This window comes from Marinobacter sp. 2_MG-2023, from assembly GCF_030546935.1.
Classification (GTDB): Bacteria; Pseudomonadota; Gammaproteobacteria; order Pseudomonadales; family Oleiphilaceae; genus Marinobacter.
In genome coordinates, this window is sequence record NZ_JAUOPH010000003.1 from 112444 (window position 1) to 125857 (window position 13414).

The window sequence follows — 13414 nt, forward strand, 5'->3', positions numbered from 1 at the left end:
AGAGGAGGGATTCCTTGAAAAGAATGATGCTACCGTCTATGCTTCATCGCGTTACCTGATGTAAGCCTTGTACGGCTGGGCTAAGATCCTCCTCACATAAGGCCGGCACCGCAGTTTTTCGCGAACTGGGTGTCCATCAATCTAAGTAGGCATTGATGTGGTGTCAGTGCCTACTTTTCTCGTCTTACTCCTTTAAATGGCGTTCCGTCCTGTTTAACGTCCATTATCTGCCCTGTATCCGCATCCCTTTTCGCCCAATTTCCAGAAGGCATCTGAAACTGTGAACGACTTCGGACTGCTCCTTGTCGTCGGTTATCTCCATACGGTTTATTCGTTGCCATTGCTAATTACCTCTTATATTGGTTTGCATAAGCACACCGTGGTTCAGTGTACTTTCTGAACATACCCGATCAAAATGATCGTGTCAACGGATCATTTATGTTCTATAATAGGAGAAGAATAGAAACTGGAGCCACCGATGTCTAATGCCGCCGAATCTCGACTTGAACACATAGAATTCGTCCTGCTTTTCCGCGGGTCCATTTCTCGACAAGACTTGGTGGAAGCTTTTGGAATAGGTGAAGCGGCTGCTACCAGAGATTTCCGCCAGTACAACGCATCTTGTCCTGGCAACATGAATTTGAATAATGTAACCAAACGGTGGGAAATCGACGTCGACTCGTTCAAACCGTGCTTTACACACCGTGCTCAGTCGGTTTTATCGAAGTTACGGGGTCCAAAATACAGCGAGTTATTAGGCCTGAGTCTCGCGAATGGCGCTCCTAGACTATCCTTGCCTAATGTTGATGTTTTAGCTTGTGTGACTCGTGCGATTGCCAACAAAAACGCAATACGAGTGCGGTATATGCATGCCTCTGGCACTTGCAAAAACATCGAAATCGTCCCCCATTCATTGGTAGATAACGGAATCCGCTGGCATGTGCGTGCCTTCGACCGGTCACGAAAAATATTCTGGGACTTTGTTTTAGGACGAATATCCAATGCGACGGTGATACTCGATTCAATAAGTCAAATTGAGTCCGTCGACGCCGACAATCAATGGAAGCGTATTGTTAAACTGGAATTGGCGCCCCATCCAAGCTCTGAAAATCTAAAAAACCCGAAGGCCATCGAATTTGAGTACGGCATGGAGAGCGGCATGATGATTAAGGAAGTGCGGGCAGCGAATGCAGGTTACTGGCTTCGCCTATGGAACGTTGATTGTTCTCCGGAGCAATCAAAGCGCGGCGGCCAGTATCAGCTCTGTTTGAGAAATCCGCTCGCACTCTACGACGTGGAAAGTGCCGTACTAGCTCCCGGCTATATCCAGAAATCAGAAGTTAAACTGAAGTCAGGACATACAGACTGACGCTGCGCATAATCTGGGTCTATTGTGCAGAAAACGAAGACAAGCCTCTCCTTGGCAGTCACACCACTCGGCAGGTGTCGCGCTTTCCGGGCATCCATGCCGGAGGTGAGCCGACATTGACCATGCAAATCGACTCTTCGACAGATTACACGCTGCGTGCCAATATTTCTGTAAGCAAAATCTCGCGCCAACGTAAGCTTTTGCACACTCTGTAACTCCGGAGTTGTAAGCTTGATTCTTCGAATTCATCGACGCAACGAACGCTCGCTAAGACAGCCACGGACTCCAATAGTTGTGATCACTGTAGGCCGTCCAATATAATTCTCGGCCGCCTGGCTCCCCGCAATGATGTATAAGCAGCGGGCATTACTGGCTTTTCTGGGGCGGCTTTAGACACAGTCCCCCGCGGACAAGATTGACCAATGAAACACAGTATCAGAATAGTACCCTTCTTGGTTATAAGCGCTTTCGGACTGCTCAGCCAAACGGCGATTGCCGGCGTAGTGAAAATGTCCAGCAGCGGCCTATGCCATCCTCCACAGAGCAGTTGGTATGAAAGAACACAAAACTATCGGGCTTATAAATCGCTGGATGACTGCTTAGATGCCGGAGGCAAGTTGCCTAAAGGCGTAATGGGAAAAACCACACTGATCCCGCCTCAACAAACTCTGGCAATGGCACAAAACTACGATCGCTCTGCTTTCGGGCATGGTTGGGATGATGCCGACGGGGATTGCCAGGACAGTCGGGCTGAAGCCCTTATTGCGATCTCTACTACACCGGTGCGGTTTGCGACGGGCAAGCGCTGTCGTGTTGTTACCAGCCGTTGGATCAGCCCGTTCACAAACCAGGTTATCCAGAACGCATCCGACATTGATATCGACCATGTGGTGCCGTTAGCTTGGTCTTGGGATCGTGGGGCAGGGCAATGGTCACGTGAAAAGCGTGAACGATTTGCGAATGACCCAGTGAATCTTTGGCCAGTCGAGGCAAGTTTGAATCGAAGCAAAGGAGCGAAAGGGCCTAACGAATGGTTACCGCCTGCTGGGCAGTGGGGTTATGTGGCTCGCTTTTACCGGATAGTGAAGATCTACAAACTCGAGCCGCGACTGGCTGAAAACGATTGGATAAGAGCGTTTCTGAATGACTGCCGAAGCTGACTACCTATTAGATTGGAGGGGTTACCTCGACCTGGCGACAGTCAATTTGTTGGATGGACACCCAAGGTCCGTTATAGCAATGCAATAATGGCTGTGACCACCAACATTTTGCCCGACACATGGATTGACGCTACGCCCTATCGCTGATAAATTTCGAACTCAACTTGATCACGGCCTGATAGGGTCTGATAGCGACATTCACGAAAGAGATCCCATCCGGGGTTCTTCGAGGCTGGCAGCCTTTGTCGCTAGATGTCAGTGATAGCTGCATGGTGATTGTAAATTGGGGATCAACCTTCAGGGTGATCCGGTTCGTATTCGGGGAGCCATAGCCCGACATACGGCATCAATTTATAGGTGCCACCATGCCCATTAAAAACGCACAGCGTACTGCCCCCGCATTCCAACACTACAAGCAAATTTCTTACGAAAACCTAGCTGCTAGCTGGTTTACGGCTGATGGCTGGGAAGTGTTTATGCCAGTCACAGACCATGACCGGAAAACCGATCTTGTTGTGGCAGACGACAACCACTACTACCGCATACAAGTGAAGTCACTAGAAAGTGGCGATGATAACGTGTTCGTTGAGAATAAGTGGCGAGAGGCCAACATCGACTATGTTATCTACTTCTCGCGCACCGCCAACTGGGGCTATATCACTCCAGCCTTTTCAGAAGCTAGGCGCAGGCTCAGCTCTGCGGGCCATGTGCGCTTCCATCAACATCAGAAGCCCTTTTCAAAGGCGTTCGATAAAGCGTGAGCTTTACCCGTTTGCCGCGAACAGTAAGGCTTTGTTGGTATGGTTGAACAAGCGAGAGAGTCTGGTGAGTGTCTGGAATACTGGGGGCTATTCACCTGACCCCGTTTCAGTAGCGCTCATTTTCAAAACAATCCGGCTGAAGCTCCAGATAAAATAATACCCGTCCGTGTTTTCATGGTTGATATTTCATAGCTAGACCTATGGAAGCATTGAGTTAACTGGAAAATTGGGAGTTGGAAATGATATTGCTTCCAACCCATTGGTTTGACGTTGACTCATCAACTGTGTAGGCGGCAAGCTTGTAGAATTCAGGAACTTACCGACGACAAAGGAATGAGTGAAGTGCGTATTGAATCCGTGAGAATATCGGGCTTTCGTTGTTTTGGACCAGCCCCGACCACAGTATCGTTCTCTTCAAATGTAACAGCCGTCATCGGCCCCAACGCGGCGGGTAAAACCGCACTTTTGCATGCTCTCTCCAAGATGTTCGGTGTGACCCGCTCGCAGCGCACCTTGCATCGCTCTGACTTTCACGTTGGCGTTGGGGAAGACCCGGATAATCGGGAAAACAGCGACCTATTCATTGATGTATTGATCGGAATTCCAGAGTTGGCGGATGGCACAGCAAGGGCTGAAACAATAGCCCCTGCGTTTAATCACATGCAGATTGCCCGTGAAGGTGATTGTCCTGTTTGTCGCATGCGTCTTCAGGCGCGATGGGAAGATGATGGGACAGTTGAGGGTGAGGTTTCGCAGGAGCTTTTCTGGGTTGACACATTGGATGAGGAGCCTCTCGAAGAAGACTGCCATCCTGTTTCGGCATCAGACCGGGGATTGATTCAGCTTTACTACACACCGGCCAGCCGAGATGCATCTTCTCAGATCCAAGCCACAACTGGAGCGCTTGCAGCTCGTCTTTTACGTGCGATTGAATGGTCCTCAAGCACGGAGGGTGCTGTTGTAAAGGCAACCGAGGAGTTAGCGTCTGCATTTGAGGATGAGTCCGCAATTGCGTCGATTGGCAAAGCGTTACAGCACCGGTGGTTGGGGTTGCATGACGATGAGGTCGACACCAAACCCCGTCTAAGTCTAGTAAGCCGCCGATTCGAAGAGGTTGTTAATAAAATTGCCGTCGTGTTCGAACGGGGACCGGAAGGGAAAGAGCGTTCCCTTGACGACTTGAGTGATGGGCAGCAGTCGCTCTTTTATTTTGCACTTGCTGCGGCCGTCTTCGATCTGGAACGCAAGGTTGTTGCAGGCGAAGTTGAGGGTTTTCGTCAAGGCAGTCTTCACATTCCAGCTTTGACACTTTTCGCCCAGGAAGAACCAGAGAACCATCTGTCGCCTTATTTCCTCGCCCGCATCATCCGCCAGGTTCGCTCGCTGACAAATGAAAGTGGGGCGCAGGCGATTATTACGAGCCATTCTCCGGCAGTTCTTAGTCGTGTTGATCCCAATGAGGTTCGGTATTGTCGTTGCGATCCGAAAACGCGTACTTCCTCAGTCAGAGGAGTGACAATGCCCAAAGATGCGGGTGAAGCCGCGAAGTTCGTTAGGGGAGCTATGCTTGCATACCCTGAATTATATTTCGCACGATTCGTGCTTCTGGTTGAAGGTGATTCCGAGAGGATTGTTTTACCTCCTCTGGCAGAGGCGCTTGATCTTCTAATCGATCCAGCCTTCGTGGCCATTGTTCCGTTGGGTGGGCGTCACGTACAGCATTTCTGGCGTTTGTTATCTGGCCTCGGCATTCCTTATGCGACTCTGCTAGATCTTGACATGGGGCGAGATGGAGGCGCCTTTGGTCGAGTAAAGACAGCTATAAAAAACCTCATTGACGTAGGTTATTCCAAGAAAGAACTTCTCGCTATTAAGGGGGGAGTGTTGCCTGACGACGCTTTCGCGCAGATGCACACTTGGCCGGGTGATGAGGATCACTCGACGCTGAAATCATGGGTCGACAGCCTTCAATCGTATGGTGTTTACTTTTCAGCGCCACTTGATCTTGATCTGGCCATGTTAAAGTCCTTCCCTGATGCATACGAAGCAATCATCCCTGAAGGCGGCGGCCCAAGGATGTCCGCTGATAAAGCGGCAGAGGTTGTTCTCGGTACTGGTGGCGCGGGCTTGAATAGCTATAGCGGTCCCTTCAAAAACTATCCCAAACTTCTTCCGGCCTATCGCTATCACTTCCTCACCCATAGTAAACCGGCGACTCATTTGGCAGCTCTGACGTATATTGAAAAAGGCGAGCTCAGAGACGGAATGCCTATGTCTCTTAAAGAGGTCATCACGCATATTTCCAGGTGCCTAAGGAAGGACTAGGAATGACAATTATGTCACGACGAATCCATCCGGAAGACTGGAAGCCGGTGGGTGTGAACGAGCTTGAAGCAAATGGAATGCAGACCGTATTCTCCACAGATAATCGGTCTGTCATCGCAGGCCCAGGTGCAGGCAAAACTGAACTGCTTGCGCAGCGTGCTGCATATCTCCTGCAAACAGATACCTCGCCGGCGCCCAGACGTATTCTCGCAATTAGCTTCAAGCGCGATTCTGCCAAAAATCTAGCCGAGAGGATTCAACGACGCTGCCATCGGGATCACGCAAAGCGTTTTGACTCGATGACTTTCGACGCTTTTGCAAAAGGGCTTATTGATCGATTTGGACAAGCATTGCCAGAGAGGTGGCGACCAAATCCGGATTATGAAATCACTTTTCCAAAAGACCGAGAATACCGTGAGTTTTTGACTCGAGGGGCCGGGCCTCCTCCAGCTTCTGTAGGCTCGCATGATGATATAAGGGCCATACCGGTTAAAAGCTTTGAGCGTCGCCATGTAGTAGGCTCGCCACTCCCAGTAAATGGGTGGACTCAGCCGACCCATACCGAGTGGGCTGCCGATCGTTTTTGGCAAGTGTCGCTGCACGAGGGTCGAACAACTCTTCTGTCCTTCCCTATGATCGGGAGGTTGGCGGAGCTTCTGTTACGGGTGAACCCGATGATCCGTGATGCTCTTCGACTGACCTATTCACATCTTTTCATGGATGAATTTCAGGACACCACCCAGGTTCAATATGACCTGGTCCGTACTATCTTTCTTGGGACTGATAGTGTGATCACTGCGGTCGGCGACAATAAACAGCAGATCATGCGCTGGGCGATGGCAATGGACGATCCCTTTGCAGCCTTCGAACGGGACTTTCAAGCAACCCGAACGCCTCTGTACAACAACTATCGATCGTCGCCAGAACTTGTTCGTATTCAACACATCTTGGCGCAATCCTTGGACGCCGGAGCTGTGACCCCCGTTTCTAAAAGCGCAGGAACAATTGCCGGTGAAAGTTGCGTGATTTGGGATTTTTCCACTCCGCAGATGGAAGCTGCGAGCTTATCCAACTTTGTAAAATCTGAGATGAGTGCTCACTCACTCAATCCACGCGACTTTGTTCTGCTGGTGCGTCAGAAGGCTAGCGAATACGCGGATGTGCTGGGTCCTTCCTTCACAGCAGCAGGGATACCTCTGCGCAATGAAGCAGGCTTTGTTGGAACAGTAATGCTCCAGGATTTGCTAGTTGAACCAGCCTCAGAGTTGGTTATTAAGTTTTTACGATTGGCCATGTTGAGTCGGAGCGGTCGATTTTGGACAGAATGCCAAGAGTTGCTAAGCATACTGCATGGGGTTTCTTATGAGGATGACCTAGCACGAACCAAGCTTGCTCAAACACTGGACTCCTTCGTGCGAAAACTTCGGTCAGTCCACCCCATCCCGCCGAAATCCAGGGATTCTGCACGATCGGTCGTGGACACTATTGTAGATTTTATTGGACGGAGGAGACTAGTCGCAGCTTACCCCGCATATGGTCAGGGTGATTGGCTGAGCAATATTTTGGATTCAACCGTTGAGCATCTGTTTGCATCTTCTTGCGCTGAGGACCACTGGCGCTCTGCACTCGATGCGTATGAGGGCACACATACGGTACCTCTTATGACGATCCATAAAAGCAAGGGACTTGAATACCACAGTGTAATTTTCATCGGGTTGGATGATGGCGCTTGGTGGAGTTTCTCGAAAGATCAGGTGGAGGCAACAGCGGGGTTCTTTGTTGCGTTCACACGGGCAAAACAACGGGTCGTTTTCACATATTGCGCACAGCGTGGCACAAGAACCGGGATTGCCGCTCTCTATGCACTCCTGACAAAAGCAGGAGTCCAATCGACCAACGTTGCTTGATCAAAAAGACAATATGGCCGAATACAAATCTTTTTTCATTATTGTTTTTTTCTTTGCAAGCGCTTCTGCGTGTAGATCGTGTCAACTCAATTTGTTTGGGCTATACGCGGTGGTGGGCTGGGATCGCCCATTCGGAATGTCCGCTTTGCGACCAGGGCATCCTCTGAACTCAGCTAAACAAAAGCGAACGTTTAGAGTTGTCCAAAGGCCCGATTTTTGGCCAAGAGAGCTTACTTCATCTTCCTGCGTTCCATGCAAATGCGACTAAGTCCTTCACTTTTTTATTTTTATCAACAACAGTGCTATTTGGGAGCTGGGTAGGTGCTCCAGCGCCAGCATAAGCAGGGCCAAACCGGAGCTTCCGGTGGAGGCCCGTCGAATCCCATTTTTTAGAGGTGTCCGCAACAACGGGGTCGAACGCCTTCCTGACCTTTAGAACCTTTCCGTTTCCTCGGTGTTTACGTCCAGTCGTTCAAAGACTTTAAATTTCGGATATGGTTAACTGTGGTCCTGTATGGGTCAAAGTCGACTATGGTCGTTTACTATCAGACATGTTAAAAAGACTATCTACTTCACGAAATATCAAGAAACGATTTTCTGAGCATATAATTAATATCGGATTTTTCTAAGTACGAATTCCTAGGGGCTGGTCATGACAATAGAGAACTTTGAAAAAGCTATAGACACTTTGAAATTATTCAGGCGTTCTGAGCTGAGCGATGAACAGGGAAATAATTTAATTGAAGATCTATACGTCGACCTATTCCCAAATGAGCACCTTTTAAAGACAATAATCAAGCCGAATACAACTTTCCTAGTTGGCCGTAAAGGCACTGGAAAGTCGACAATTTTTCAGAGGGCCCAGCGAGAGCTGGACAAAAAAAAAGACGTGACATGGGCCTATATTGATATCAAGTCTTTGTATGAATCCTCTACATCCGATATCGCAAACTTCTCAAATAAATTTTCCGGAAAAAGCTTATCCATCGATACTCTCAGAAAAATAAATGTATTTAAAACATTTCTCCGAGATATAACGCAGGAGCTAAAAAACCAGATCGAGCTGAGAATTAAAAGTAGCGCATGGGAAAGCTTCAAAGATAAATTTTCAGGAAAAAAAGAGAAGGTATTTGGAGAGCTTGATGATTTCATAAGATCAATTGAAGAAGATAAATTCATAAACGCAACGGCTATCAAAGAGACAAACAAAGAGTCTGAAACTCAGGGTTTAGAGAAGTTGGAAGCTCAACTTAAATCAGGCGCATCCAGCCAGAATGTAAGTATGGAAGTTTTGGTAAGCCTGCTCCTAGAGGCACAAGAAAAACATAGCGAAAACTTTTCCGAAGTATACATCAGACTCTTCGGGATCAGAGAATTAATAAAAAATCTCCAGGGAATACTTAAGAAACTAAAAATAAAACACATCTATATTTTCATCGACGATTTCTCAGAGCTTCCAAAGTCAGAGATGGAAGAGGTTGTAGATACTCTTTTGGCACCATTTAATAACTGGTCAGATGAGTTTATTAAATTGAAGGTAGCGGTATATCCAGGAAGAATCTACACCGGGAATATAGACCGCTCCAAAGTAGACGAGTTATATCTAGATATACACAGAGCATTTGGACGAAGTGACGTAAGCTCGATGGAAGAGAAATCTATAAACTTTACTAAACGTTTGATAGAGAAAAGACTGGATTTTTATTGTGGAAAATCTTGGCATGATCTTATTGATGTAGATAATGATGAAATCTGGAGAACCATTTTCCATGCATGCTCTGCGAATCCAAGGATTGCTGGATATATTCTATACTACGCCTATGAGGCGTCGGTCATTTATGGTGATACAATTAAGCGAACAACAATTGCTAGCGCCGCTCGAAAATACTATGAAGACAAAATCGCTCAGTATTTTAGTCTCAACAAATTTTTACATGAAACCTTCGAGGAGCGGTCGTCTATATTTAGTCTGAAAGAGCTATTTGAGCAGATTGTAAAACGAGCCAAAGAACTCAGGAATTATGATGGATCAAAATTAATCAGGGAGCTAAAAGGTAGACCACCGACAAGTCACTTTAACATCTCAAGAGACTACGATTCTGTGCTATCTTCGCTTGAACTTAATTTCTTTTTAACCAAATATTACGAAATGAAGGACCGTGACGGCCAAGACGTATCAATATACGCATTGAATTACGGTCTGTGCCAACAACAGTCGATTTCTTATGGTAGACCGAACGATAAGAGAGAGCATCGCCTGTATTATGTCGAAAGAATTTTCGACTACAATCCAATAATAAAGAAATATATTGAATTTAATCAGGAAATTGTTTGTGACACATGTCATGCTAAGCATGGACTCGACATGCTTGCAAATATCAAGGTTTTTAACATGCTGTGCCCAGAGTGCAAAAAGGGACAGTGTAGAATAATTAATCTTTCAAGAAAGTACGAAGAACTAATTAAAAATGTAGACGAGGAAAACCTTCTTCCCCGAAACGACTTAGGAATACTTAAAATTCTTTCAGACGAAAGAAGGGATATGTTCGCAAAGGAGATAGCCCAAGAAATGGATTGTTCTTATCAGCTTGTGGGGAAAAGAGGCGCGACTCTAGAAGAGCGGCACTTACTTCAGAGAGGTGAAAACGAGAACGGGCGCAGGGTCTTCAGAATCAATGCGAATGCCGAAGAAATTTATTTCTCTGATAACTCTCAAGAACTTAACTTGGATGATGAATAAGCACAGATGGCTTGGAATCTCGATACGCGAGTCACGAGTTCAGAATGCTGAGATAAGTCTGGGTTTCGAGCTGAATTTTGGAATTCGAACTGACAAGACTTGGCCAGTGGCTGGTGTCGGGTTTACCTGCACCGGCGATCCGATGCGCCGCAATGCCAAAAGGTCATGGCTTCAATGCTCCACGAGAATTATACGGTTCAGGAATTATGAATAATGCTGCCCTCGCAATAGCTGATAGAGAACTTTCTAAGTTTCCGACGATTACGCTAAAAAAAGGTGAATCTCTATACCACGGAGCGCGTTCTAAAGAGGAGATTTTGGGCCTTAGGCCTAATGCAATGTTTACCTCCAATCTTTGTTACGCGGTGGACTATGCGTTTGGACGAGACCTTAGAAAATTTAACGAAGATGGAACTATTTCTTGGCGAAATGATTTGTTCCGGGCTTTGTTTTGCTGCATTTTGGAGGAAGATATTGAAATTATTAAAATTACAGGCGTAGATTGGCCCGCCCTCTGTATGGAAATTCAGAAAGCTGATGATTCGATGCCTGCCTTTGATGGATGGCTTCAAGAGAAGCTGACCGCATACCTCGCTAGAAGATATGGAAAGCAAATTAAGGGAGCAATTCTGCTTTCTGGCACCAAAAATTCTCTTGATGAATATATTTTCAGCGATGCGAACTCGATATTTTCGGTCCAACGCAGAATCGATTGACAAACAATTGACCTTAAAAGCGAATACAAGTGTAGATACGGCGACGCTCACTACACCGCACCTTCGGATCCTTTCCTTTGGTGGACATGCCGCAAGCGTTGTCGCAAATTTATGGATGTTCGCCTTGCGACCTCAGCTTTTACTAAGCATGGGAAGCGCTCATTCATGCTTGCCTATGTAAGCTTAGCGGCCAAAACGGCCAAGTTATGGTATCAATATCGCTGGCGAGGTTGAGGTTACTGTATCGAATGTTAGGCCCACCTGGACTCGAACTAAGGGCCTAAAGGGTTGTGGGAGCCCTGTGGCAGGTCTTCGCAGCACCACATGAACCCATCAATGGGTCGACACCTTGTTGACACTCACCTCCCCATTCGATTAGCTATCTAAACTTATAGTCACTCGAATTGGAGATTGGGCGTGGCTGATACCAAAATCCCTTTTGGATACCACATTGAATCTGACCGATTTGTGGACGTAAGGGAGGTGCCCAGTGGGGCGCGATGTGGTTGTAAGTGCCCTGGTTGTGATCTTCCTCTTATTGCCAGACACTGTATGGTTGGGCGTGTTGACCACTTTGCACACAATACTCGTGGACAAGACAAAAAAGTCTATGAGGAGTGCACGTTTTCGTATTGGGTGTCAGTTGCTGCGATGGCTCGGCAGATATTCTCCGAGTCCGAGTCATTTGATGTGGCTATGCCAGATTACGTTTATCCCCCGCCAAGCCCTTGGTCATCTGTTCACGATCCTGATTACGTATGTTCTCAGGCCTGTACCATTACATTGGAAAACATTCACGTAAACAGAAACCAACTGGGTGAAACTTTCGATGTAACGGGTGAATTTAAAGGCGTGCAAGTTGGCATAAAGCTGGTACACCCTGAAAAACAAGGTGTGCCGGATTTTTCAGACTGGAATTGTCACGATCATAAGGTGGTTGTTCTTGCCATTGATATCTCTAGTGCTAGGTCGCAATTTCAGCATTCAGAGACACCTCTCAAAGTCGTTCTCGCGAAATCCATGGCGAAAGAGTTGGACTGTAAAAGATGGCTCTATCACCCAAGGATGGCTCACTATCTTGAGTCACACGATCGTGACGTGGAGAAATCCAGCTATCGGGAAGATTCACCACAGTTCCAGGTCCAAAAACAGAACCATCAACCATCTCAAGTAATTCCTTCGGTACGGAAATCAGTAGGTTCAGGAATGTATCGAAACGACCGGGGTGAATATCTGTTTTATTGTCGACGTTGTAACCATCAGGTTTTTCTAAATGCTCAACAATGCTTTTGTGAACTTTGCTCTGGTGTCATGTACCGAATCCATCGAGATCAGGTTAATGCCCGTAATCTTTGATTTGCTCGATAGCTCGTTCTCATAGAAGGACAGCGTTATGTGTGGCCGCTACAACGTAATCGACGACCCTTTAGTCCAGGATCTTCTAGAAATCCTGGGCATACCTACACGCGTTCAATCCCGCCTCAACATAGCACCAGGTGCAAAAGGCCAGATCGTCTACGAGACAAACCAGGGAAGAGCCCTGGAAGACGCTATCTGGTCACTGCTCATCGAACCAAAACCCGATGGTAGAGGCTATCGCCCCTCACCAAAATACAGCACGTTCAACGCCCGATCAGGAAGCCTGGGCACCAGCCCACTCTGGAAAAAACGGTTTCACTCCCAGCGGGCCATTATCCCGGCCAGTGGATTCCACGAATGGACCGGGGAAAATGGGCGCAAGCAGTGCTACAACATTCATCCCGTTAATAGCGCAATCGCGTTTGCCGGGCTTTATGAGCTCTGGGGTTTCCAGGGTGATCTCGTACCTTCGTTTACCATCGTCACCCTGCCGCCACATCCGAACTTTAGGCACATTCATCCGAAAAGCATTCCATTAATGTTGAGACCGGAGGATTTTGAACTGTGGCTGGACCCTCAGCTGACGAATACCGATCCGTTGCAGCATCTATTCAAGACGAGGATAGGTGAGCCTCTCTTCGTTGAGCCGATAAAGTCTCCGGAGAAACTTGAGATAGCGGGTGAAGTCGAAAGAATTGAAGCGGACGATGCCTGATCAGGAGTATGGCAGTGCAACCATAATTTGACAGCGCCTTGTAACCATAAACTGGCCAGGTATAGCCTAGATATGGTGTTATCGATGCGAGGCGTGATATCGAGGTGTATTTAAACAAAAGCGGACATTCGAGCCAAGGCTTTTTTACAGACTGCAAGCCAATCACAGCCATTTCATCCAGTATGATTGGCCGAGCAAATTGCAGACGCTGAATGATTACATGGCAGAGATGGCCATGCTCGGCTAAGCTGTTGTTTTATTGATTTATGTGCAGCGCGATTGATGGTTCAAAGTCAGTAATAATGACACAGTCAAATTTCTGCAATGATAAAGCGCGCTGCCTAATTGCTGGTAGGTGGGAA

9 protein-coding genes are annotated in these 13414 nt (G+C 47.3%); all 9 read left to right on the forward strand.

Annotation, left to right across the window (positions count from 1 at the left end; translation table 11 throughout):
• Positions 1–478 precede the first annotated feature (478 nt).
• The 9 genes from Q4501_RS07870 to Q4501_RS07910 all read left to right on the forward strand — a co-directional run bounded on the left by Q4501_RS07870 (position 479) and on the right by Q4501_RS07910 (position 13052).
• Positions 479–1369, forward strand: a complete 891-nt coding sequence (locus Q4501_RS07870; protein WP_303595656.1) for a WYL domain-containing protein — start codon at positions 479–481, stop codon at positions 1367–1369.
• Between the two features lie 617 nt (positions 1370–1986).
• Positions 1987–2529: an HNH endonuclease family protein gene (locus tag Q4501_RS07875; protein WP_303595657.1), complete on the forward strand. Its 543-nt coding sequence runs from the start codon at positions 1987–1989 to the stop codon at positions 2527–2529.
• A 365-nt stretch (positions 2530–2894) separates the two neighbouring features.
• Positions 2895–3290, forward strand: coding sequence for a group I intron-associated PD-(D/E)XK endonuclease (locus Q4501_RS07880; RefSeq protein ID WP_303595658.1), 396 nt, complete (start codon positions 2895–2897; stop codon positions 3288–3290).
• Between the two features lie 333 nt (positions 3291–3623).
• Positions 3624–5615 carry an ATP-dependent endonuclease gene (locus Q4501_RS07885; RefSeq protein ID WP_303595659.1) on the forward strand — a complete coding sequence of 664 codons (1992 nt, stop codon included), beginning with the start codon at positions 3624–3626 and terminating at the stop codon, positions 5613–5615.
• Positions 5616–5626: 11 nt separating this feature from the next.
• Positions 5627–7522, forward strand: coding sequence for a UvrD-helicase domain-containing protein (locus tag Q4501_RS07890; RefSeq protein WP_368497341.1), 1896 nt, complete (start codon positions 5627–5629; stop codon positions 7520–7522).
• Positions 7523–8174: 652 nt separating this feature from the next.
• Entirely contained in the window at positions 8175–10262 is a 2088-nt protein-coding gene (locus Q4501_RS07895; protein ID WP_303595661.1) for a hypothetical protein, read from the forward strand.
• A 77-nt stretch (positions 10263–10339) separates the two neighbouring features.
• A complete protein-coding gene (locus Q4501_RS07900; protein WP_303595662.1) occupies positions 10340–10978 on the forward strand; it encodes a hypothetical protein in 639 nt (212 codons plus the stop codon).
• Between the two features lie 417 nt (positions 10979–11395).
• A complete protein-coding gene (locus Q4501_RS07905; protein ID WP_303595664.1) occupies positions 11396–12334 on the forward strand; it encodes a hypothetical protein in 939 nt (312 codons plus the stop codon).
• Positions 12335–12371: 37 nt separating this feature from the next.
• Positions 12372–13052 carry an SOS response-associated peptidase gene (locus tag Q4501_RS07910; protein WP_303595665.1) on the forward strand — a complete coding sequence of 227 codons (681 nt, stop codon included), beginning with the start codon at positions 12372–12374 and terminating at the stop codon, positions 13050–13052.
• Positions 13053–13414: the final 362 nt, after the last annotated feature.